Origin of the sequence: Pseudomonas urmiensis, assembly GCF_014268815.2 — a bacterium.
GTDB classification, from domain to species: domain Bacteria; phylum Pseudomonadota; class Gammaproteobacteria; order Pseudomonadales; family Pseudomonadaceae; genus Aquipseudomonas; species Aquipseudomonas urmiensis.
This window is the reverse complement of sequence record NZ_JABWRE020000001.1, coordinates 5,175,219-5,200,795: the sequence shown is the minus strand read 5'-3', so window position 1 is coordinate 5,200,795 and position 25,577 is coordinate 5,175,219. Positions and strand designations below refer to the sequence as shown.

General features: G+C 61.0%; 9 protein-coding genes. 5 read left to right on the top strand and 4 right to left on the bottom strand.

Annotated elements, in window-relative coordinates; all coding sequences use genetic code 11:
• Nucleotides 1-680 precede the first annotated feature (680 nt).
• Both HU737_RS23475 and HU737_RS23470 read left to right on the top strand, forming a co-directional pair.
• Entirely contained in the window at nucleotides 681-18,485 is a 17,805-nt protein-coding gene (locus HU737_RS23475) for a retention module-containing protein (RefSeq protein ID WP_217838541.1), read from the top strand.
• Nucleotides 18,486-18,569: 84 nt separating this feature from the next.
• Nucleotides 18,570-18,911 carry a tryptophan synthase subunit beta gene (locus HU737_RS23470; RefSeq protein ID WP_186557767.1) on the top strand — a complete coding sequence of 114 codons (342 nt, stop codon included), beginning with the start codon at nucleotides 18,570-18,572 and terminating at the stop codon, nucleotides 18,909-18,911.
• Between the two features lie 84 nt (nucleotides 18,912-18,995).
• Here the strand turns inward: HU737_RS23470 and HU737_RS23465 are convergent, their stop codons facing one another.
• From HU737_RS23465 to lapG, 4 genes are all read right to left on the bottom strand, one after another.
• Nucleotides 18,996-19,811 carry an IS3 family transposase gene (locus HU737_RS23465; RefSeq protein WP_367616058.1) on the bottom strand — a complete coding sequence of 272 codons (816 nt, stop codon included), beginning with the start codon at nucleotides 19,809-19,811 and terminating at the stop codon, nucleotides 18,996-18,998.
• Between the two features lie 26 nt (nucleotides 19,812-19,837).
• Complete coding sequence (locus HU737_RS26300; protein WP_225915574.1) at nucleotides 19,838-20,197, bottom strand: transposase; 360 nt, start codon at nucleotides 20,195-20,197, stop codon at nucleotides 19,838-19,840.
• A gap of 81 nt (nucleotides 20,198-20,278) precedes the next feature.
• The gene (gene lapD, locus HU737_RS23460; RefSeq protein ID WP_186557760.1) at nucleotides 20,279-22,225 is read right to left on the bottom strand and encodes a cyclic di-GMP receptor LapD; all 1,947 of its coding nucleotides are present in this window, start codon (nucleotides 22,223-22,225) and stop codon (nucleotides 20,279-20,281) included.
• 10 nt (nucleotides 22,226-22,235) lie between these two features.
• Nucleotides 22,236-22,997, bottom strand: coding sequence for a cysteine protease LapG (gene lapG / locus HU737_RS23455; RefSeq protein ID WP_186557761.1), 762 nt, complete (start codon nucleotides 22,995-22,997; stop codon nucleotides 22,236-22,238).
• Nucleotides 22,998-23,201: 204 nt separating this feature from the next.
• Here lapG and HU737_RS23450 point away from each other — a divergent pair, with 204 nt between their 5' ends.
• The 3 genes from HU737_RS23450 (at nucleotide 23,202) to HU737_RS23440 (ending at nucleotide 25,461) form a co-directional block, all read left to right on the top strand.
• The gene (locus HU737_RS23450) at nucleotides 23,202-23,897 is read left to right on the top strand and encodes a GntR family transcriptional regulator (protein WP_186557762.1); all 696 of its coding nucleotides are present in this window, start codon (nucleotides 23,202-23,204) and stop codon (nucleotides 23,895-23,897) included.
• Between the two features lie 87 nt (nucleotides 23,898-23,984).
• A complete protein-coding gene (locus HU737_RS23445; protein ID WP_186557763.1) occupies nucleotides 23,985-24,488 on the top strand; it encodes a sigma-70 family RNA polymerase sigma factor in 504 nt (167 codons plus the stop codon).
• A 4-nt stretch (nucleotides 24,489-24,492) separates the two neighbouring features.
• Entirely contained in the window at nucleotides 24,493-25,461 is a 969-nt protein-coding gene (locus HU737_RS23440; RefSeq protein ID WP_186557764.1) for a FecR domain-containing protein, read from the top strand.
• Nucleotides 25,462-25,577 lie beyond the last annotated feature (116 nt).

Here is a 25,577-nt window from a genome sequence, read left to right as displayed (position 1 = left end):
CAGGCATTGCCTGGGAGGCTCACCCAGGTCCAAGCCATTAACCCGCTAACGGCTATTTGCAATCAAACCTGGTATTGCATAGCACTTGTTGGGCCGAGGCTGGTGGCCAAGTAACCCATAACTGTTTCTAACCCTGACGTTGCTCTGCGCTGAGAGTTTCATTTCTCAGGCACTGGCAACCTGGCAACTTGGTAGCTCTTCGCCACACTATTAATCGGACCCTTTTACCAAGCCTAACGCGTGCTTGATTCGATGCAAGGCCCGGCTGTGAATTCTGCACCCCAACCCACGACAATCTTCTGTAGAGCCCGATATTGAGCCTTTCAAGATGATTCAACAAGCCTTCCAGGAGTCGCTGCTTTGAAGATTTTTGGAACATTTGATCGCAGGTTCATAGCTAAACCTAGAGTAGGCATTGGCCTGAAGCCTCAAGCACGGCGATGACTAATACAAAAGTAAGAGTTGGCAATTGTACAACTCTCGATGTGACATGACTTGCAGCCCCTCGTAAGTATCGAGTGTTCACAGCCATCATCCAAACATCGGCATCATAGTCGGAAAGTTATAACCAGTAAGTGAGTGCGTTCAACGTAAAACAACTTTGAATTATTCCATCTGCTCGCCGCATTCTCTTGCTGGCTGGGCATGGAAGCTACCGATCGGGTAACCCGGAGAGTCTCATGAGCACTGTCGTAGCCATCGTTAAAAGCATTGTTGGCCAAGTCGTCGCAGTATCCCCAGAAGGCATCCGGCGAGTTCTCATCGAAGGCGATCGACTGTTTGCCGGAGACCAGGTTCTCACCGGCCCCGGTGGCGCAGTGACGTTGCAGTTGGCCGACGGCCGCTTGCTCGACCTGGGCCGGGAAACCCAGTGGAGTGCCGAGACGCCCGCCAGCAGCACCGACCTGAGCCAGGCCAGCGCCCAGGCGGCGCCCTCGGTCGAAGAGCTGCAACAGGCGATCCAGGCCGGCGCCGACCCGACCACCGATCTTGAAGCGACAGCAGCAGGCCCGACCCCAGCAGGCGGCGACGGCTCGGTTGGCGGCGGGCATACCTTTGTCATACTCGAGGAGACTGCCGGGGTGGTCGACCCGTCGGTGGGCTACCCCACCGGGCCGCTGAATTTCTCCGAAGCGCTGCGCTTCGAGCAAACCGCCGGGCTCGATACCACCCGCGACAGCGTCGCAACACCGCCCGCCGCTGGCGCCGCAACTGCCGTGGCACTGAGTGCGACACCGACCCTTACCGAGGCGGGTGGGGTGATCACCTACACCGCGACTGTCGGCCAAGCACCCACCACTGACCTCAGTGTGAGCTTGTCCAACGGGGCAGTGATCGTCATCGCTGCCGGTCAGACCAGCGGCTCGATCAATGTCGGCGTGACGCCCAGCGACGATGTTTACCTCGATAGCGGGCACGTCTCGACGAACATCACCGGCACCAGCGGTGGCGGCCTGAGCGTCAACATCGACGCTACCCCAGCGACGACCCAGATCGTCGACACCATCGACCTCACCACCGCTACCCTCACTGCAACACCGAGCGTGACCGAGGGCGGCGTGATCACCTATACGGTGACCCTGAGTAACCCGGCGCAGACGCCTGTTACCGTTACCCTGTCCAATGGCCAGACACTTGCCATTGCCGCCGGACAGAGCAGCGCCAGCTTCAATGTGCAAACGGCGGCCAATGACGTCTACAAGAGCGGCAGCAGCGTTGCCCTGAGTATCGACAAGGCCGTAGGTGGCAATTTCGAGAGCCTGGTCGCCGACAAGACGCCGGCGACAACCGTGGTCAGCGATTCGCTCGATACCTCGACCGTAACCCTGACTGCCACGCCGTCGGTGGCCGAAGGCGGCAGCATCGTCTACACCGCCTCGATCAATGCACCGGTCACCGGCAGCCCAGTGCTGGTGACCCTGGCCAACGGCCAGACCATCACCATCGGCGTCGGCCAGAGCTCTGCCTCGGTCACTGCGCCGGTGAGCAATGATGCCTATCAGGGGCCCGCTGCTGTCAGCAACAGCATCACCCAGGTCAGTGGCGGCAATTACGAGAACCTGGTGGCGAACAAGGCGCCGGTCAGCACCAGCGTGGCCGATGTGCAAGACAGCACCAGCGTGACCCTGAGCGCCACCCCGAGCGTGGCCGAGGGCGGGCAGATCATCTATACCGCGACCCTTAGCAACCCTGCCGGCACTCCAGTTACCGTCACCCTGAGCAATGGCCAAACCATCACCATCGGCGCCAACCAGAGCAGCGCCAGCATTAGCGTGGCCGCGCCTGCGGATGATCCGTATCGCGATGGTGGCCAGGTCAACGCACACATTACCCAAGCAACCGGGGGCAACTTCGAGTATTTGGTGATTAACCAGGGCGAGGTTTCAACCCGTGTCAGCGATACCCACGACATCACCCAGTTAACCCTGACCGCCACCCCCAGCATCGCTGAAGGTGGCTCGATCCTGTACACGGCATCGGTCGGCGCACCGGTCACCGGTAGCCCGCTGGTAGTGACCTTGGCCAACGGCCAGATCATCACCATCGCGGTGGGTCAAAGTGCGGGGACGGTCAGCTCGCCGGTCAGCAACGATGTCTATCAGGGGCATGGGTCGGTCAGCAACAACATCACTCAGGTCAGTGGTGGTAACTACGAGAATCTGCTGCCAGACCAGACACCGGTCAGCACCACTGTGACCGACACCCAAGACACCACTAGCGTGACGCTTGTCGCCACCTCGTCGGTGGCTGAAGGCGGCACTATCGTCTACACCGCCTCGGTCACCGCGCCGGTTACCGGCAGCCCTGTGGTAGTCACTCTGGCCAACGGTCAAACCATCACTATCCCGGTCGGCGCCAGCGCGGCTTCGGTCAATGCGCCGGCCGGTAATGACGTGTACCTGGGCCATGAATCGGTCAGCAATCACATCACCCAAGTCACAGGGGGCAGTTACGAACACCTGGTCGGCAACCCGGCGCCAGTGACCACTACGATCACCGACAGCCCTGACACCACCACCGTCACCCTGACCGCCACACCGACCGTTGCCGAGGGTGGCAGCATCGTCTACACCGCCTCCGTCGGCGCACCGGTGACGGGTGCACCTGTGGTGGTGACCCTGACCAATGGCCAGACCATCACCATTGCCGTCGGGCAAAGCGTCGGCAGTGTATCCACGCCTGTGAGTAACGATGGGTACCTGGGCCATGCACCGGTAAGCACCAGCATTGGCGCGGTCAGTGGCGGCAGTTTCGAGAAACTGGTGGCCAATACCTCACCTGTCAGCACCACGGTAAGTGACGTCCAGGACACTACCAGCGTGACCTTGACCGCTACCCCATCGGTCACAGAAGGCGGGACCATCGTCTACACCGCGTCCGTGAGCGCGCCGGTAACCGGCAGCCCCGTTCTGGTGACACTGGCCAACGGCCAGACCATCAGCATTCCGGTCGGGGCCAGTTCAGCTTCAGTAAGTGCTGCTGTTGGCAACGATGTGTATCAGGGTCATGACTCGGTTTCCAACCACATCATTGCTGTCGGCGGAGGAAGCTACGAGCAACTGGTTGGTAACCCAGCGCCGGTTACGACAACCGTTAGTGACAGCGAAGACACCACTACGGTGACCCTGACCGCCACACCTTCGGTGACGGAAGGTGGCAGCATCGTTTACACCGCTTCGGTCAATGCGCCGGTCACTGGCAGCCCGGTCGTGGTGACCTTGGCTAACGGCCAGACCATTACCATCCCGGTTGGCCAGAGCTCCAGTACCGTCAGCACGCCTGTGAGCAACGACGTCTACCAGGGCCATGCCCCAGTAACCACGAACATCACTAACGTCAGCGGTGGCAACTACGAGAATCTGGTTGGTAACCCAGCGCCGGTTTCTACCGCTGTTACCGATGTCCAGGACACCACCACGGTCACCCTGACTGCCACACCCTCGGTGGCGGAAGGTGGCAGCATCGTCTACACCGCTTCGGTCAATGCGCCGGTCACCGGCAGCCCGGTGGTTGTGTCCTTGGCCAATGGCCAAACCATCACTATCCCGGTCGGCCAAAGCTCCAGCACTGTCAGCACACCGGTGAGCAACGATGTCTATCAGGGCCATCCTGCGGTCACCACAAACATTACGGGAGTGAGTGGCGGCAGCTATGAGAACTTGGTTGGCAATCCCGCACCGGTTACCACCAGCGTCACCGATGTGCAGGACACCACCACGGTCACCCTGACCGCCACACCTTCGGTCGCTGAGGGCGGCAGCATCGTTTACACCGCTTCGGTCAATGCACCGGTCACCGGCACCCCGGTCGTGGTGACCTTGGCCAACGGCCAAACCATCACCATCCCGGTCGGCCAAAGCTCCAGCACTGTCACTACGCCAGTGACAAACGACGTCTACCAGGGGCATCCTGCGGTCACCACGAACATCACGGGAGTGAGTGGCGGCAGCTATGAGAACTTGGTTGGCAATCCGGCACCGGTTTCTACCACTGTCACCGATGTGCAGGACACCACCACGGTCACCCTGACTGCCACGCCTTCAGTGGCGGAAGGCGGCAGCATCGTCTACACCGCTTCGGTCAATGCGCCGGTCACCGGTAGCCCTGTGATCGTGACCTTGGCCAACGGCCAAACCATCACCATCCCGGTCGGCCAGAGCTCCAGCACTGCCACTACGCCAGTGACAAACGACGTCTATCAAGGACATCCCGCGGTCACCACGAACATCACGGGAGTGAGTGGCGGCAACTACGAGAATCTGGTCGGCAACCCGGCACCGGTTACCACCAGCGTTACTGATGTCCAGGACACCACCACGGTCACTCTGACTGCCACACCTTCAGTGGCGGAAGGCGGCAGCATCGTCTACACCGCTTCGGTCAATGCACCCGTCACCGGCACGCCGGTCGTGGTGACCTTGGCCAATGGTCAGACCATCACCATCCCGGTTGGCCAGAGTTCCAGTACCGTCAGCACGCCTGTGAGCAACGACGTCTATCAGGGCCACGCCCCGGTCACCAACAGCATCAGCAATGTCAGCGGTGGCAACTACGAGAATCTGGTTGGCAACCCAGCGCCGGTTTCTACCACTGTCACCGATGTCCAGGACACCACCACGGTCACCCTGACTGCCACGCCTTCAGTGGCGGAAGGCGGCAGCATCGTCTACACCGCTTCGGTCAATGCACCCGTCACCGGCACGCCGGTCGTGGTGACCTTGGCCAATGGCCAGACCATCACCATCCCGGTTGGCCAGAGTTCCAGTACCGTCAGCACGCCTGTGAGCAACGACGTCTATCAGGGCCACGCCCCGGTCACCAACAGCATCACCAATGTCAGCGGTGGCAACTACGAGAATCTGGTTGGCAACCCAGCGCCGGTTACCACCAGCGTCACCGATGTGCAGGACACCACCACTGTCACTCTGACCGCCACACCTTCAGTGGCGGAAGGTGGCAGCATCATCTACACCGCAAGCGTCAATGCGCCAGTCACCGGCTCGCCGGTCGTGGTGACCTTGGCCAACGGCCAAACCATCACCATCCCGGTTGGCCAGAGCTCCAGCACTGTCACTACGCCCGTGAGCAACGACGTCTATCAAGGACATCCCGCGGTCACCACGAACATCACGGGAGTGAGTGGCGGCAACTACGAGAACTTGGTTGGCAACCCGGCACCGGTTACCACCAGCGTCACCGATGTGCAGGACACCACGACAGTTACACTGACCGCCACGCCTTCGGTGGCGGAAGGCGGCAGCATCATCTACACCGCAAGCGTCAATGCGCCCGTCACCGGCACGCCGGTGGTGGTGACCTTGGCCAACGGCCAAACCATCACCATCCCGGTCGGCCAGAGCTCCAGCACTGTCAGCACTCCGGTGAGCAATGATGTCTATCAAGGCCATGCACCAGTAACCACGAACATCACGGGAGTGAGTGGCGGCAACTATGAGAACTTGGTTGGCAATCCCGCACCGGTTTCTACCACTGTCACCGATGTCCAGGACACCACCACGGTCACCCTGACTGCTACGCCTTCGGTGGCGGAAGGCGGCAGCATCGTCTACACCGCTTCGGTCAATGCGCCGGTCACCGGTAGCCCTGTGATCGTGACCTTGGCCAATGGCCAGACCATCACCATCCCGGTTGGCCAGAGTTCCAGTACCGTCAGCACGCCTGTGAGTAACGACGTCTACCAGGGCCACGCCCCGGTCACCAACAGCATCAGCAATGTCAGCGGTGGCAACTACGAGAATCTGGTTGGCAACCCAGCGCCGATTTCTACCACTGTCACCGATGTCCAGGACACCACCACGGTCACCCTGACCGCCACACCTTCGGTCGCTGAAGGCGGCAGCATCGTTTACACCGCTTCGGTCAATGCGCCAGTCACTGGCAGCCCGGTCGTGGTGACCTTAGCCAATGGCCAGACCATCACTATCCCGGTTGGTCAGAGCTCCAGTACCGTCACCACACCGGTGAGCAACGACGTCTATCAGGGCCACGCTCCGGTCGCCACGAACATCACGGGAGTGAGCGGCGGCAACTATGAGAACTTGGTTGGCAATCCCGCACCGGTTACTACCAGCGTCACCGATGTGCAGGACACCACCACGGTCACCCTGACTGCCACGCCTTCGGTGGCGGAAGGTGGCAGCATCATCTACACCGCAAGCGTCAATGCGCCCGTCACCGGCACGCCGGTCGTGGTGACCTTGGCCAACGGCCAAACCATCACTATCCCGGTCGGCCAGAGTTCCAGCACTGTCAGCACGCCCGTGAGCAATGATGTCTATCAAGGCCATGCACCAGTAACCACGAACATCACCAACGTCAGTGGCGGCAATTACGAGAATCTGGTCGGCAACCCAGCGCCGGTTTCTACCACTGTCACCGATGTCCAGGACTCCACCACGGTCACCCTGACCGCCACACCTTCGGTGACGGAAGGTGGCAGCATCGTTTACACCGCTTCGGTCAATGCGCCGGTCACCGGTAGCCCTGTGATCGTGACCTTGGCCAATGGCCAGACCATCACCATCCCGGTTGGCCAGAGTTCCAGTACCGTCAGCACGCCTGTGAGCAACGACGTCTACCAGGGCCACGCCCCGGTCACCAACAGCATCAGTAACGTCAGCGGTGGCAACTACGAGAGTCTGCTCGCCAATCATGCGCCGGTTACTACAAGCGTCACCGACGTCCAGGACACGACGATGGTGACGCTGACCGCCACACCTTCAGTGGTGGAAGGTGGCAGCATCATCTACACCGCAAGCGTCAATGCGCCGGTCACCGGCAGCCCGGTCGTAGTGACCTTGGCCAACGGCCAGACCATTACCATCCCGGTTGGTCAGAGCTCCAGTACTGTCACCACGCCTGTGAGTAACGACGTCTACCAGGGCCACGCCCCGGTCACCAACAGCATCAGCAATGTCAGCGGTGGCAACTACGAGAATTTGGTTGGCAACCCGGCACCGGTTACCACCAGCGTTACCGATGTCCAAGACAACACCACAGTCACCCTCACTGCCACACCCTCGGTCGCTGAAGGTGGCAGCATCATCTACACCGCAAGCGTCAATGCGCCGGTCACCGGCAGCCCGGTCGTGGTGACCTTGGCCAACGGCCAAACCATCACCATCCCGGTTGGCCAAAGCTCCAGCACTGTCAGCACACCAGTGACCAACGATGTCTACCAGGGCCATGCTCCGGTCACCAACCACATCACCAATGTCAGCGGTGGCAATTACGAGAACCTGATCGGCAACCCGGCCCAGGTCAGCACCAGCGTGACCGACGCGCAAGACACCACGACCGTCTCGCTGTCAGCGACGCCATCCGTCACCGAAGGCGGCAGCATCGTATACACCGCTACCCTGACCAACCCAGCCGGTACACCGGTAACCGTCACTCTGAGCAATGGCCAGACGATAACCATTGCTGCCAACCAGTCCTCGGGCAGTGTCACCGTCGCCGCGCCAGGCGACGACCCCTACCTCGATGCCGGGCCGGTCAGTACTCATATCACCAACGCCCAGGGTGGTAATTTCGAGTCCCTTGCGATCAATAGCGCGCCGGCGATTACCAGTGTCACCGATACCATCAACACTTCGACGGTATCCCTGAGCGCGACCCCATTAGTCGCTGAAGGCGGGGCGATCGTCTACACCGCCAGCGTAAACGCACCGGTCACCGGCAGCCCGCTGGTAGTCACTCTGGCCAACGGCCAGAGCATAACCATTGCCGTCGGGCAAAGCTTCGGCACGGTCAGCACGCCGGTGAGCAACGACGTCTACCAGGGCCATGCGCCGGTCATTACCCACATTACTGGGGTCAGCGGTGGCAACTACGAGAACCTGGTCGCCAACCAGGCACCGGTGGTGACCAACGTCACATCGGTACAGGACACCACCAGCGTTTCCCTCTCAGCCACGCCCGCCGTCGCCGAGGGTGGCAGCATCGTCTACACCGCCACCCTGACCAACCCGGCCGGCACGCCGGTGACGGTTACCCTGAGCAATGGCCAGATCATCACCATTGCCGCCAACCAGACGTCCGGCAGTATCACGGTCGCAGCACCAGCGGATGATGCGTACCTCGACGCAGGATCGGTCAGTGCGCGGATCACCAACGCGTCGGGTGGCAACTTCGAGAATCTGACGGTCGTTGCCACGCCAGCGGTTACCCAGGTCAGCGATACCATCGACACCTCGACCGTCTCCCTCACCGCGACACCGACAGTCGGCGAAGGCGGCAGCATCGTCTATACCGCCAGCGTGACCGCGCCAGTCACTGGTAGCCCCGTGGTGGTCACCTTGGCCAACGGCCAAACCATCATGATCGCCGTGGGCCAGAGCTCCGGAACGGTGAGTACGCCAGTCAGCAATGACGTCTACCAGGGGCATGCGCCGGTCACCAACAGCATTACCAATGTCAGCGGTGGCAATTACGAGAACCTGGTGGGCAACCCTGCCCAGGTCAGCACCAACGTGACCGATTCGCAGGACACCACTACCGTCTCGCTGTCAGCAACTCCATCCGTCGCCGAGGGCGGCAGCATCATCTACACCGCCTCCCTGACCAATCCAGCCGGTACGCCTGTCACCGTCACCCTGAGCAATGGTCAAACCATCACCATCGCTGCCAACCAGACCTCAGGCAGCGTGACGGTCGCAGCTCCAGGCGATGACCCGTACATCGATGCCGGCGCGGTCAGCGCAAGAATCACGGGGGCTTCAGGCGGTAACTTTGAAAATCTCGCGGTCAATGGCGCAACGGTGGTGACCCAGGTCACCGATACCGTCGACACCTCGACCGTGTCGTTGACAGCGACGCCATCGGTCGCCGAAGGCGGCAGCATTACCTACACCGCCAGTGTGACCGCACCGGTAACGGGCAGCCCCCTTGTCGTGACGTTGGCCAATGGTCAGACCATCACGATTGCCGAAGGCCAAAGTTCTGGCACCGTAAGCACGCCCGTCAGCAATGACACCTACCAGGGCCATGCTCCGGTCACCAACAGCATCAGCCACGTCAGTGGTGGTAACTATGAGAATCTGGTGACCAACCCTGCACCCGTCACGACTGGCGTCACGGATGTGCAGGACACCACCACAGTGACACTCACCGCCACGCCTTCGGCAGTCGAGGGCGGCACCATCGTCTACACCGCCTCGGTTGGAACGCCCGTCACCGGCAGCCCGGTGGTAGTGACCTTGGCCAACGGTCAGACCATCACCATCCCCGTTGGTCAGAGCTCAAGCACTGTCAGCACGCCTGTGAGCAACGATGTCTACCAAGGCCACGCCCCGGTTACCAACAACATCACTAACGTCAGTGGGGGCAACTACGAGAATCTGGTCGGCAATCCAAGCTCTGTTTCCACGACCATTACTGATTCGCAGGACACCACCACTGTCTCGCTGTCGGCCACACCCTCCGTGGCCGAGGGTGGCAGCATCATCTACACCGCAACCTTGACCCATCCAGCCGCCAGCCCGGTCACAGTTACCCTGAGCAACGGCCAGACCATTACTATCGGCGCCAACCAGACTTCAGGCAGCGTGACGGTCGCGGCGCCCGGCGATGATCCGTATCTGGATGCAGGCTCGGTTAGCGCACGGATCACCGGTGCGTCGGGCGGTAACTTTGAGCATCTAGCGGTCAATGGGGCTGCTGCGGTAACGACTATCAGCGATACCGTGGATACCTCCACCGTGTCGTTGACCGCTACGCTATCGGCGGCCGAAGGCGGCATCATTGTCTACACCGCCAGCGTGACTGCGCCGGTCACCGGTAGCCCTGTCATCGTCACTTTGGCCAACGGTCAGACCATCACCATCCCGGTTGGCCAGAGCTCCAGCACCGTCAGCACGTCTGTGACCAATGACGTCTATCAAGGCCATGCCCCGGTCACCAACAGCATCACCAATGTCAGCGGTGGCAACTACGAAAGTCTGGTCGGAAACCCGGCACAAGTTTCCACGACGGTGACCGATTTTCGCGATACCACCACGGTCACGCTAACCGCGACGCCATCAGTGGCCGAGGGCGGTAGCATTGTCTACACCGCATCGGTCGGAGCGCCAGTTACCGGCAGCCCGGTCGTGGTGACCTTGGCCAACGGCCAAACCATCACCATCCCGGTTGGCCAGAGCTCCAACACTGTCAGCACGCCAGTGAGCAATGACGTCTATCAGGGCCACGCTCCGGTCACCAATAGCATCAGCAATGTCAGCGGCGGCAGTTACGAGCACCTGGTCGCGAATCCGGCGTCAGTCTCCACTGCCGTGACCGATGTTCAGGACACCACCACCGTTACCCTTACTGCCACACCATCGGTAACCGAAGGCGGCAGCATCGTCTACACCGCTTCGGTCGGGGCGCCGGTCACCGGCAGCCCGCTGGTCGTGACCCTGGCCAACGGCCAGAGCATTACCATTGCAATCGGTCAAAGCTCTGGCACTGTCAGTGCGACGGTGACCAACGACGTCTATCAGGGGCATGCCCCAGTCACCAACAGCATCACCAGTGTCAGCGGCGGCAACTACGAGAGTCTGGTTGGTAATCCGGCACCGGTTACCACCAGCGTTACCGATGCACAGGACACCACTACGGTGACCCTGACGGCTACGCCTTCGGTCGCTGAAGGTGGCAGCATTGTCTATACCGCGACCTTGACCAATCCGGCCGGCACGCCGGTCACGGTTACCTTGAGCAACGGCCAGACCATCACCATCGCCGCCAACCAGACTTCGGGCAGTGTAACTGTGGCTGCGCCGGGCGATGACCCATACATCGATGCCGGTTCGGTCAGCGCGCGGATCACCACTGCCACGGGTGGCAACTTCGAGAATCTGGCAATCAATAATGCTCCGGCAGTGACCAACATTACCGATACTGTAGATACCTCGACCGTATCGCTCACTGCGAGCCCGACTGTGGCTGAAGGCGGCAGCATCACCTATACCGCCTCGGTCGGAGCGCCGGTAACGGGTACACCTGTTGTGGTGACCTTGGCCAACGGCCAGACCATTACCATCCCCGTTGGGCAAAGCTCCGGTACCGTCAGCACGCCGGTTAGCAATGACGTCTATCAAGGCCACGCCCCGGTTACCAACAGCATCAGTAATGTCAGCGGAGGCAACTACGAGAGTCTGGTCGCCAATCATGCGCCGGTTACTACAAGCGTCACCGACGTCCAGGACACCACCACGGTCACCCTCACTGCCACGCCTTCAGTGGCGGAAGGCGGTAGCATCGTTTACACCGCAAGCGTCAATGCGCCGGTCACCGGCACGCCGGTGGTGGTGACCTTGGCCAACGGCCAAACCATCATCATCCCGGTTGGCCAAAGCTCCAGCACTGTCACCACGCCAGTGAGCAATGATGTCTATCAAGGCCATGCACCAGTAACCACGAACATCACCAACGTCAGTGGCGGCAATTACGAGAATCTGGTCGGCAACCCAGCGCCGGTTTCTACCACTGTCACCGATGTCCAGGACACCACCACCGTCACCCTGACTGCCACGCCCTCAGTGGCGGAAGGTGGCAGCATCGTTTACACCGCTTCGGTCAATGCGCCGGTCACTGGCACCCCGGTCGTGGTGACCTTGGCCAACGGCCAGAGCATCACCATCCCGGTTGGCCAAAGCTCCAGCACTGTCACCACTCCGGTGAGCAATGATGTCTATCAAGGCCATGCACCAGTAACCACGAACATCACCAACGTCAGTGGCGGCAATTACGAGAATTTGGTCGGCAACCCAGCGCCGGTTTCTACCACTGTCACCGATGTCCAGGACTCCACCACGGTCACCCTGACCGCCACGCCTTCGGTGGCGGAAGGCGGCAGCATCGTCTACACCGCTTCGGTCAATGCGCCGGTCACAGGTAGTCCGGTGATCGTGACCTTGGCCAATGGCCAAACCATCACTATCCCGGTTGGCCAGAGCTCCAGTACCGTCACCACCCCGGTGAGCAACGACGTCTATCAGGGCCACGCTCCGCTCACCACGAACATCACGGGAGTGAGCGGCGGCAGCTATGAGAATCTGGTCGGCAACTCAGCACCGGTTACCACCAGCGTGACCGATGTGCAGGACACCACCACGGTCACCCTGACCGCCACGCCTTCGGTGGCGGAAGGCGGCAGCATCGTTTACACCGCTTCGGTCAATGCGCCCGTCACTGGCAGCCCGGTCGTGGTGACCTTGGCCAATGGCCAGAGCATCACTATCCCAGTTGGCCAGAGCTCCAGTACCGTCACCACACCGGTGACCAACGACGTCTACCAGGGGCATGCCCCGGTCACCACGAACATCACGGGAGTGAGTGGCGGAAGCTATGAGAACTTGGTTGGCAACCCGGCACCGGTTACCACCAGCGTTACCGATGCCCAGGACACCACCACAGTCACCCTCACTGCAACGCCCTCGGTCGCGGAAGGCGGCAGCATCGTTTACACCGCTTCGGTCAATGCGCCCGTCACTGGCAGCCCGGTCGTGGTGACCTTGGCCAATGGCCAGAGCATCACTATCCCGGTTGGCCAGAGCTCCAGTACCGTCAGCACGCCTGTGAGCAACGACGTCTACCAGGGCCACGCCCCGGTCACCACGAACATCACGGGAGTGAGTGGCGGCAACTACGAGAATCTGGTCGGCAACCCGGCACCGGTTACCACCAGCGTCACCGATGTTCAGGACACCACCACAGTCACCCTCACTGCAACGCCCTCGGTCGCTGAAGGTGGCAGCATCATCTACACCGCAAACGTTAATGCGCCGGTCACCGGCACGCCGGTGGTGGTGACCTTGGCCAACGGCCAAACCATCACTATCCCGGTCGGCCAGAGTTCCAGCACTGTCAGCACGCCCGTGAGCAATGATGTCTATCAAGGCCATGCACCAGTAACCACGAACATCACCAACGTCAGTGGCGGCAATTACGAGAATCTGGTCGGCAATCCGGCACCGGTTACCACCAGCGTTACCGATGTCCAAGACACCACCACGGTCACCCTGACCGCCACACCTTCGGTCGCTGAGGGCGGCAGCATCGTTTACACCGCTTCGGTCAATGCACCGGTCACCGGCACCGCGGTCGTAGTGACCTTGGCCAACGGCCAGACCATCACCATCCCGGTTGGCCAAAGCTCCAGCACTGTCAGCACGCCGGTGAGCAACGACGTCTATCAAGGCCACGCCCCGGTCACCAACAGCATCACCAATGTCAGCGGCGGCAACTTCGAGAGCCTGGTCGGCAATCCGGCCCAGGTCAGCACCAGCGTCACCGACTCGCAAGACACCACCACCGTCTCGCTGTCGGTCACGCCATCCGTGGCCGAGGGTGGCAGCATCGTTTACACCGCGACCCTGACCAACCCAGCCGGCACAGCGGTCACGGTGACCCTAAGCAACGGCCAGACCATCACTATCGCCGCCAACCAGACTTCCGGCAGCGTAACGGTCGCCGCGCCAGCGGACGACCCTTACATCGATGCCGGCTCGGTCAGCGCGCGGATTACCAATGCCTCGGGCGGCAACTTCGAGAACCTCGCGGTCAACGGCACTGCTGCAGTGACCAACGTCAGCGACACGGTCGACACCTCGACCGTCTCCTTGACCGCCACCGCCTCGGTCGTCGAGACGGGCAATATCATCTACACCGCCAGCGTTACTGCCCCGGTGACCGGTACGCCGGTCGTGGTGAGCCTGGCCAACGGTCAGACCATTACCATTGCCGTAGGACAAAGCTCGGGGACTGTCAGCACTCCAGTGAGCAACGACGTCTACCAGGGCCATGCTCCGGTGAGCAACAGCATTACCAACGTCAGCGGCGGCAACTACGAGAACCTGGTGGCCAACAAGACGCCAGTCAGCACCAGCGTGACCGATCTGCCGGACACCACCACAGTCATCCTCAGCGCCACCCCGACCGTCGCCGAAGGCGGCAGCATCGTCTACACCGCAACCCTGACCAACCCTGCCGGTACTCCGGTCACGGTCACCCTGAGCAACGGCCAGACCATCACCATCGGCGCCAACCAGACAACTGGCAGTGTCACCGTGGCCGCGCCAGCGGATGACGCCTATGTCGACGCTACCACCATCAGCACCCGCATCACTGGCGCCAGCGGCGGTAACTTCGAGAACCTCGCGGTGGTCAGCACCCCGGCGGTCACCGCGGTCACCGACACGATCAGCACCACCACGCTGGGCATCAGTGGTACCGCCGCAGTGGCTGAAGGCAGCAGCGCCACCTATACCCTGACCCTGAGCAATGCCGCGCAAACCGATGTCACGGTCAAGCTGAGTTACTCGGGCACTGCCAGCAACGGCACCGATTACACAGGCGTCGCCACGGCGGTGATCAAGGCAGGCAGCACCCAGGCCACCTTCAGCATCCCGACCCTTCAGGACAACGTCAGCGAGGGCACCGAGCAGTTCACGGTGAAGATCGATTCGGCCACCGGCGGCAACTTCGAAGGCCTGGTGGTCAACGCCGATGCCGGCAGCGTCACCACCCAGATCTACGAGCCAGCGCCCGTGCTGGACCTGGACGGCAATGACTCCAGCGGCAAGACCGGCGCCGACTTCCAGACCAGCTATACCGAGAACCAGAGTGGTGTCTCGATTGGTGACCTGGATGTCTCGATTACCGATTTCGACAGCAATCAGCTCACTGGCGCCACCGTCACCCTGGGCAACCGCCAGCCAGGAGATGTGCTCAACCTGGGCAGCAGTGTCAACGGCATCACTGTCACCACCGCCATCAGCGACGGCAAGGTGGTGCTGAGCCTGAGCGGCAACGCGACGTTGGCTGACTATATGCAGGCGATCAAGAACATCACCTTCAGCAATACCAGCGAGGACCCAAGCACCACGCCACGGGTGATTACGATAACGGTGACCGATGGGGTCAACACCTCCAACACCGCGACCACCACAGTCAACGTGGTGGCGGTCAATGACGCGCCGGTATCCACGGGTGGCGCCGCCAGCGGTACCGAGGACACCGAGTTGGTGCTGAGCTGGAGCAACTTCAACGTCAGCGATGTCGACAGCAGCCTGTCGAGCCTGGGCGTGACCATCACCAAGCTGCCTGACCTGGGCAGCCTGAAGTTCAACAACGGCACGGCGTGGGTCAACGTCAGCGTCAACCAGACCATCAGCCAGGCCGACATCGCCGCGGGCAAGCTCAAGTTCGTGCCGCTGGCCAACCAGTCGGGTGCCGACGGCTATGGAGGGACTGGGATAGGCAACAAGCAGGCCGACTACGCGCAAATCAAGTACAAGCCTACCGATGGCGTCACCCCTGGCAGCGAAACCACCTTGAAGGTGGACATCACGCCGATGGCCGACAAACCGGATTTGAACATCGGCAACAACACCGTCAACTCGCTGGGCCTGACCAAAGAGACCTGGACCAGCCTGACTGGCCTAGGGACCAACGGCAATGGCATCACCGGCGATGCGCTGAAAACCGTGTTCGCCAACTCAGGCAACGCCAGCAGTAGCCAGACCACCACCAACGTGCAGTCCGACGCTAGCGTGGTTGGCGGCTCCGGCTCGAAGACCTCCGGCCTGATCTACCTCGAAGCCGGCAAGACCTACACCTTCAGCGGCAGCGCCGACGACAGCCTGCTGGTGGCCATCGGCGGCAAGAACGTGGTCACCGCCACCTGGGGCGCCGGCGGTACCGTGGCCGGTAGTTACACGCCAAGCGTCAGCGGTTATTACACGCTGGAGATCTACCATGCCAACCAGTCCGGCCCGGGCAGCTACGACGTCAACGTCAAGGTGGGCAGTGGGGCGGTGGGCGACCTCAACAGCACCACCCTGCCGATGTACCCCAACATCACCGCACTGGAGAACGCCGGGGTCAGCGTTTCCGACCTGCATGGCAGCAACGGCCAGGGCTACTACGACGGTTTCAAGCTCAACGAAGGGCCGGAGAACGGCAGCGTCAAGCTGGTCGGTATCAGCTCGAACCTGATCGACACCGACGGTTCGGAGACCCTCACCGTCAAGCTCAGCGGAATTCCGGCAGGCTCGGTGCTCAGCGACAACGCCGGCCACAGCCTTACCGTGGGCGCTACGGCGGTCGATGTCAGCGGCTGGAACCTAGGCAGCCTGGCGATCAAGCCACCGGCCTATTACTACGGCCAGTTCGACGTGAAGGTCAGCTCGACCTCGACGGAAACCGTCGGCGGCAGCACGGCGACTAACGAAGGCACACTCAAGGTCACGGTCTATCCGCAGACCTATACCACCAGCAACCTGGGTAGCGACAACGATACCGTGAGCGGCACCGTCAACAACGACCTGGTGGTGGCCGACGTGACCGGCCTGCACGTGGTCGCCGGCAAGGACTACAACATCGCCTTCATCGTCGACACCTCCGGCAGCATGGGTTCAGCCGGCGTCGATGCGGCGAAAAAATCCATGGAGTCGGTGTTCAAGACGCTGGCGGCCAGCGTCAAGGGTGCGCAGTCCGGTACGGTCAACGTGCTGTTGGTCGACTTCGCCACCCAGGTCAAGAGTACCGTGGCGGTCAAACTCAACGACGCCGGGCTGCAGACCTTGCTCGACGCTCTGAAGACCCTCAGCTCCGACGGCGGCACCAACTACGAAGACGCCTTCAAGACCACGGCCAACTGGTTCCAGAACCTCAAGGATGCCGGCAATACCGGCAGCAACCAGACCTTCTTCATCACTGACGGCCAGCCAACCTACTATCAGAGCGGCGAGCAGGCCAACCCGAACCTGGCCAACAGCAGCGTCAAGCTCGACACCTTCCTCACCACCATCAACTACAAAGCTGGTGATACCGTCACCAACTATCAGCTCGACACCACCAACCGGGTGTCGATCGACAGCAGCGGCAACCTGACTGCACAGACCCGCGGCAGCTTCGACATTTTCACCTGGAGCTACAAGTGGAACACCGTGACCACCGGCATGATCCGTGCCGAAGGTAACGGCGGCTACGAGTTGTCCAACCGCGCCGGTACCGGCAATTCGAGCAGCGACGCCACCCTGAACAACTCGACGGCGAGTTTCCTGATTCTCTCGGCGCTGTCGTCGGTCGAAGCCATCGGTCTGAACAGCGAAATCAACAAGGATGACCTCAAGCCGTACGATTCGGACAAGACGCTGCAGACCAACATCGACCCGAGCAAGTTGGCCGAAGCCATCCTCGGCCATACCGAAGTCACCCAACCTGGAGCCGATAAAGTCGACGGCGGCGATGGTCACGACATCATCTTCGGCGACCTGGTGACATTCGATTCGATTCCCGGCACCGGGGTCGAGGCGATCCAGGCGTTTGTCGCGACCAAGCTGGGGGTGGATGCCGGCGACGTCGATGCACGGCTGATGCACCAGTACGTCACCGAGCATTACACCGAGTTCGATATCTCGCGGGCCAATGACGGTGCCGACACCCTGATGGGCGGAGCCGGCAACGACATCATCTTCGGTCAGGGCGGTAACGACTACATCGATGGTGGCAAGGGCAACGACATCCTCCTTGGCGGCACCGGCAATGACACCTTGCTCGGTGGTGAAGGCAATGACGTGCTGTTCGGCGGCGCCGGTAAAGACACGCTGATCGGCGGCAAGGGTAACGATATCCTCAGCGGTGGCGCCGGGGCCGATACCTTCGTGTGGAAGGCCGGCGACCTCGGCAACGACGTGATCAAGGACTTCAAGCCCGCCGAAGGAGACCGCCTGGACTTGAGCGACCTGCTCCAGGCCGAGCGTGGCACGACCATCGACAACTACCTGAAGATCACTACGGTGGGCGGCGAATCGACTCTGCAGATCAGTACCGAAGGGAAATTGAATGCGGCAGGCGGGCTGGCCAACGTCGATGTGTCGATCAAGCTGGAGGGGGTCAACTGGTCGAATACCACGATCAATTCGTTGATCAGCGGGGCCGACCCGACGATCAAGATCGACAACTCGAACAGCTGATGGGCTGGCAGCGAATCACTGGCGCAGAACATTGCCTATGCTGCTTGTTAATCAGAAGGGATCACCATGCTGTGGGAGGACTCCATGTTCTACGTGCAACGCGACATCGAAGGCCAGTTGCTGCGGGTAGAAGCGGCCCCGTTCGAGCACTACACGGAAATGCTTCCGGCCGACCATGCCGAAATTCAGGAGTGGTTTGCTGACGATCTCGTGGAGAACAGCCTCAAGCAGCTCAAACAGAGCGATCTGGACATGATCCGGGTGCTCGAGGACTTGATCGAGGTGCTCACCAGCAAGGGGGTGATCAGCATCACCGATCTTCCGGTGGGTGCGCAGTCCAAGCTGCTCAACCGTTCAACGGCGCGGAAGGCTCTGGGCAGCCTGAATAACCTGATCGAGGAGGATGAGGGGGGTGGGTTGATCTGATCCGCGCGCAAACGTGTCGCCTGTGCTGACGCTATCGCGGGGCAAGCTGAACTGGTCAACTTATTTTGGACACCAGTTAAGGTTTCATGCCGCATCCTTGAGCTTTTTCTCCATGGCTACCGGGGTTTGATAACCGTTGTAGCTGTGGAGGCGCTTCAGGTTGTAGCGGACCAAATAAGCCTGAACGTCAGCCCGCGCCTGTGCTTCGGTTTCATAACCCCCTGCGGGAATCCACTCTGACTTCAGGGCCCCAAAAAAGCGCTCCATGGCGGCGTTATCCCAGCATTGTCCTCGATGGCTCATGCTCTGATTCATGTCGTACTCTTCAAGTGCAGCCCTGAACTTGTGGCTGGTGTACTGGCATCCCTGGTCGGAATGAAACATCACATCCTTCGGCTTGCCGCGGGATTCGGCCGCCATGCGTAGCGCGCTGCAGGCCAGCCTGGCGTCCGCAATCATTGAAAATGCCCAGCCCACCACCCGTCGTGCGTACAGGTCGAGCACAGCTGCCAAGTACAGCCAGCGCTTGCCAACCTGGATATAGGTCACATCCCCACACCACACTTCGTTGATCGTCGAAACTTTGAAATTCCGCTTCAACTGATTTTCTGCAATCAGCGCTTCCGCGCCTGAAGAACGGTACCGGTGCGGCCGGCGCTGCCTGCATTTCAGGCCAGCTTCACGCATCAGACTACGCACTTTGTAGCGTCCGACTTTATGGCCGTCACGCCGCAGTTCCTCGGTTAGTGTTCGCGATCCAGCCGAACCTCGAGAGACTTTGAAATGGCCCTCTACAGCCGAGCGTAACTGATCCCGCTCTGGATTTTTCCGGGCTTGGCGTTTGCGCCATGCATAGAAACTGCTGCGCTTGACCCCAAGCACGCGACAGCATTCGACGATACCGTATTGCTCACTCAGCTCGTTGATCAGCGAAAACGATCTTTGGAGTCCCGAAGCAGGAGAGCACTGGCCTTTTTTAGGATTTCGATATCTCGGTCTTTCTGCCGAACCAACGCCTCCAACTCTTGGATTCGTTGTTGATCCGGGGTGATAGCCTTGGCTCCAGCCGGTACCTTGCCCTCTCGCTCCTTGCGCACTTGCTCAACCCAGCGACGCAGGGCTGTAGGCCCAATTTCAAGCATTTCACAGACTTCGGGGACTGATTGACCACCGTCGAGCACCATCTCAGCAGCCCGGATTTTCTGTTCTTTCGAGTATGACTTTCGCACTGATTTTGCCTCCAATTGGGCGCCATCATAGCGCCCGTAGAAGGTGTCCAAAATCATTAGGCCAGATCAAGCCCGCTCCTACGCTGCCCGTGGGAGCGGGCTTGCCCCGCGATAAGGCCAACCTAGACACCCCAGCGCTCAACGCCAGGGCGCTGGCTCTCCGACCAACTGCCCCTGAATGCCTTGGACGCCCATCTCGCGGAGTACCCGCAACTCGCCTGCAGTCTCGACCCGCTCGGCGATCAGCGGCAGATCGATACTATGCGCCGCCCGCTGCACGGCTTCGATAAACAAGCGCTTGTGCTGTTCTTGGTCGATGTTGCGGATGTAGCCACCATCGATCTTCAGGTAGGCCAGCCCCAGGTGGGCCAGATTGCCGATCAGGCTGAAGCGCCCACCAAATCGCTGTAGGCCCAAGCCAAAACCCAGGGCGTGCAAACGCCGGGTCAGTTGCTCGAGCAACGGCTGTTCGGGCAGTTGCTCCTCGCCGATCTCGAAGGTCAAGCGCGGCCCCATGGCGCGGTGTTGGCCTAACAGATCGAACACACGCTGCAGGGCCTTGGGATCGGCCAAGGTCGCCGCTGACACGTTCAGCGCCAGCGACTCACGATGCCCTTGCAGGTGCTTGAGCACCCTCTCCAGCACCAGTAGATCCAGCTGCGCCATCCAGCCAAAACGTTCCAACCAGGGCAGAAAACGCCCGGCGGCAAGCGCCTCGCCGTGCTCGTCATAAAGCCGTGAGACAACCTTGTAATGAAGGATCCGCTGTGGGGCCTGGCTGTCCACCACCGGCTGGAAGAACAACTCGAACTGCCCGTTGGCCAGGGCCTGCTCAAGGCGGGCATGCCATTGCTGATGGCCATTGGCAGTTTGCGTAGCAACACCTTGCTCCAGACATACCCAGCCCGGCTGTGACTGGCTCTCGGCACGCGCCAACGCCTCATCAGCCAGCTTCAACAGTGCCTGTGGCGAATCGCCTGGGCTATAGGGCGCTAGACCAATGCACGCGACCGGATCGACATCGCTGGCGCCAGTCTCGTGCAGGCTGCGCAAGGTAGCCTCCAACCCCTGCGCCAATTGAACGGCCTCCTCATGCACCATACCCGGCGCCAGCACGGCAAACTCGCCGCCGCGGCTGCGGGTGATCAAGTCGTTGGTCTGCGGGTAATTGGCACACGTGCGGCGCAACTGCTCCGCGACTGCCTGCAGCAGTTGGTCGGTGCGCTGGCCACCCAGCCGGGCATTGAGACCGGTGAGATCGCTCACCCGCAGAAGCAGCAGGTAGCCCGCGCGCGCCTCCTCCCGATTGCTTACCTGGGCGGCCAATTGCATTTCGAAGTAACGCCGATTGGCCAATCCGGTGAGGCTGTCCTGATACGACTCGGCGCGCAGCCGCTCGCTGCGTTCGGCCTGTTCGGCGAACAACGCCTTGAGTTTTTCGACCATCTGGTTCATCGCCTGTACAACCCGGCGCAGCTCTGGGGTGCGCGGTAATTCAGGCTGGCTGAGGAACTCGCGGCGGGCGATGGCATGCGACTGCGCAACCATGTAGTCCAACGGCCGCAGTTGGCGACGCAACAGCAGAGCCCCGAGTACCGCACTGAGTGCTCCGCAGAGCAGCAGCCAGCCAAGGCTACCCAGCGCGCTTTGCCAGAGTTTGGCCAAGGCAAACATTGGGTGGCTGATCACTTCCACACGCGCCGCCTGCTGCCAGCCGCGGCTGACGATCGCATCGCCACCGGCCGCCTGTAGGCCAATCAGGCGCACGAACCAGGCCGGTACGCCAGCGCTGTCAGGTTCGGCATGACGCTCGACCAGCACGGCATTGCTGCCCAGCTCGACCACCTTGATGCTCGAATAGTAACCACTGTCGAAAATCGAGCTGACCATCAGCTCGACCATTGCCGGATCATCGATGTTCGGTGTCAGCGACAACGCCAGTGCCGTCGCTGCATCCTGAGCATGGGAGCGCAATTGATTCACGTATTGGCTGCGTGAGCTTTCCAGGCTGACCATGAAGCTGCCGCTGAAGGCAACGACCAGGAACAGGCAAATGGCAAGCAGCAATTGTTTGAACAATGACATCTGTGCTCCTTCAGTAAACCGGTTCGGCCGGGAATCCTTCGGCACGCATTTTTTTCAACAGATCCTGCCAGCGCGACAAACGCTTGGTATCCCCGACCTTTTTGTTGCCGGCAGCGCCGGTCAGCCACAGGCCTTCACCGTTGAAGGCGTAAACCGGTAACAGGTCGCTACGCTGGCTGGCCGGCTTGATGGCGTCCATCAAGCTGTCGAGCACCAGCGGCTGGGCCTGTGGACTTGAATAATAGGTCAGGACCATGTGCGCGCGGTTCTGGCGCAAGGCTTTGACGTAGGTAATGCGCAGTTTCTCACTGGCAATGCCCATGCGGCGCAGGCTGAAGTACTTGGCGATGGCGTAGTCCTCGCAGTCGCCTGCGCCCTTGATCAAGGACTGGATGGGCGTGGCCCAATAATCGACCTCGCGCCACAGGTCGACATCTTCGACATAACGCAATTGCTGGTTGAAGAACTGGTTGACCGCCTGCAAGCGCTCCAGTTCGCTGCCCTGCTGGTGGCTGGCCAACAACCGCTGCCAGGCATCGATGCGGTCCTTGCCGGGGCCCAGGGGCCCATACAGCGCCTGCGCACGCTGGCTGATCTGGGAAAAGTCCCAATCTGCTCGTAGGCCGCCCAGCAGCAGGCAGCCCAGCACAATGGCGAGGCTGAACGGGCGTATCCAGCTTTTTAGTATCCCGGCAATCGCCACAGGGAAGACCTGTTCAAAGCCATCGAAAACCGCGATGGTGGGGCCTGCTTTGGCAAAAGACAATGGCACCTTACAATCACCGCCGCTCTATTCACGGGCGCTATTTACCTTGCGCCGAAGCGCTCATCAGCTTCCCCTTCACAGGGACTTCATTCACCATAGACAGATTCCGTGCAAAGGCTTGGAAGCCTGCCATCGCTAGGGTTTGACACCTCTTGAGCGACTCTCTACGTTTATTGGATCCAATCAGCAAATTGTCGAGGCAGACTTCCAGTGGCTGAGAAAATCAGACTGCTTTCCAGCGTGATTGGCAGTGAGCAGGTGCCGGCGCACCTTGCTCGTAGCGTGATCGAAGAACGCCTGCGCAGCGCTATCGTCGATGGCCGCCTGCCGCCAGGTACCGCCTTGCGTCAACAAGAGATCGCGGGCTTGTTTGGCGTGAGTCGCATGCCCGTGCGCGAGGCCTTGCGCCAGCTCGAAGCGCAGTCGTTGTTGCAGGTGGTCATGCACAAGGGCGCCGTGGTTGCCCCGCTGATCGGTGAAGATGCGGTGGACACCTACGCGTTGCGGGTGCTGCTTGAGTCCGAGGCGCTGCGCCAGTCGATCCCGCTGCTCGAGGCCGATGACATCGCCCGCGCACGGGGCTATATCCAGGAGCTGGAGAGCGAAACCCGACATGCCGAGATCGGCCGCCTCAACCGCTTGTTCCACATGACGCTGTACAGCAAGGCGCACAACCAGAAACTGCTGCGCATGATCGAGATCGAGCTCAATGAAGAGGAGCGTTTCTTGCGCTTCCACCTGTCATCGATGGGGCTGGGTAAGCTGACTCAGGACGATCACAATGCGTTGGTGAATGCCGCCAGCGACAAACGGGTGGACGAGGCCGTCAACGTTCTGGAAGAGCACTTGAACAACGGTGCGCGGGCTATTCGCAAGTATCTGGATAGTCAGCGCCTGTCGATGTAAGCACCGCCGAGTAGTTGCAAAATTTTGCCCGCCCGCGAACAATGAGACTAATTATCATTAATGACTTAATGTTCGCGGCGCCCTTCCATGTCTTCTCAAGATTCTGTGCATACGCTCTACAGCGACCACCACAGCTGGCTGCAAACTTGGTTGCGCAGCAAGTTGGGGAACGCTGCCGATGCAGCAGACCTGGCGCAGGATACCTTTGTCCGCCTGCTCCAGCGCCGTGAACAATTGCAGCTGAACACCCCGCGGGCGTTCCTGCGCACAGTCGCCCGCGGCCTGGTCATTGACCACTGGCGACGCCAGGAGCTGGCCCGAGCCTACCTTGAAGCGCTCGCGCACCTGCCCGAGGCGCATGCGCCATCGGCGGAAACCCGCGAACTGCTGCTGGAGTTGCTCGAGCGCATTGCGCGCATGCTCGATGGGCTCAAGCCCAAGGTGCGCCGCGCTTTCCTGCTGGCCCAGTGCGAGGGTTTGAGCCACAAGGCGATCGCCGAGCAGATGGGCATCTCGCTACGCTCGGCAGAGCGTTACATTGCCGATGCCCTCTACCATTGCTACCTGCTGCGCTACGAAGACGAGTGCTGAAGCAATGAGCGTTGCCCCCCTGCCGCCCAAGGTGGTCAAGCAGGCCATCCACTGGATGCTCAAGCTGCGCGAGAGCGGCCACAATGCGCGCCTGCAACTGCAATGCGAACAATGGCGCAGCGAGCATCATGAGCATGAATTGGCCTGGCAGCGGGTGCTCGATCTGCATCAAGAGTTGAACCTGCGCGCCATCCCTGGCGCAGGGGTGGCTTTGCAGACCCTAGAGACCAGCGAACGTCGCTTGCACCGTCGACAGGCACTCAAGCTACTCACCGGCGTTGCTCTGGTAGGTTCGGCAGCCTGGTTGGGCAAGGATCGTCAGGTCCTCCACAATTGGACTTCGGACTACGCCACCGCTACTGGCGAGCGACGTACCTTTGCTCTGCCAGACGGCTCGCTGTTGCAGCTCAATACTCAAAGCGCGGCGGACCTGACCTTTGACGATCGACAGCGGCTCATTCGTCTCAAGCACGGCGAGCTGATGCTCACCTGCAGCGCTACCCAGGGCCAGGACAGGCCGCTGCTGGTTCAGACCCACGAGACCCTGCTGGAAGGCTTCGAGGGGCGCTTCGTGGTGCGTCAGGACAGCGATTGCACGCGGGTTAGCGTCAGCCAAGGCAAGGTAGCCATTCATCGCCCAGGCAATGGCGCGCTGCAATGGATGAGCAGCGGCCAGAATTGGCGACTCGATGACGAAGGTGCACGTCTGTTGGAGTACCAGGACATGGATGCCGGCGCCTGGGTGGAAGGCTTGATCGTCACGCGGGACATGCGCCTGGCGGATTTCCTCGCAGAGGTGGCGCGCTATCGCCATGGCTATCTGGGTTGCAGCGACGAGATCGCTGACTTGCGCCTATCGGGTGTGTTCCGCCTGGAAGATACCGACAAGCTGCTGCAACTGCTGCCGCAGACCCTGCCGGTCATTCTGCGCCAGCGTACGCGCTGGTGGGTACGCCTGGAACGCATGAGCTGAGATTGAGCTCTGCAAGATTTTTTGGCGGGAACCCTGCGCCGGTCCGGCTAGGACAGTAAGTAACTCCCTCTGCCCTTAACGATTCGACGGACCTGTCCATGCCGACCGCCCTGCCC

Excerpts from the sequence above, each read along its gene's own strand:
- HU737_RS23475 (WP_217838541.1), top strand. The coding sequence starts at position 681 with ATGAGCACTGTCGTAGCCATCGTTAAAAGCATTGTTGGCCAAGTCGTC.
- HU737_RS23470 (WP_186557767.1), top strand. The coding sequence starts at position 18,570 with ATGTTCTACGTGCAACGCGACATCGAAGGCCAGTTGCTGCGGGTAGAA.
- HU737_RS26300 (WP_225915574.1), bottom strand. The coding sequence starts at position 20,197 with ATGATTTTGGACACCTTCTACGGGCGCTATGATGGCGCCCAATTGGAG.
- lapD (WP_186557760.1), bottom strand. The coding sequence starts at position 22,225 with ATGTCATTGTTCAAACAATTGCTGCTTGCCATTTGCCTGTTCCTGGTC.
- HU737_RS23445 (WP_186557763.1), top strand. The coding sequence starts at position 23,985 with ATGTCTTCTCAAGATTCTGTGCATACGCTCTACAGCGACCACCACAGC.
- HU737_RS23440 (WP_186557764.1), top strand. The coding sequence starts at position 24,493 with ATGAGCGTTGCCCCCCTGCCGCCCAAGGTGGTCAAGCAGGCCATCCAC.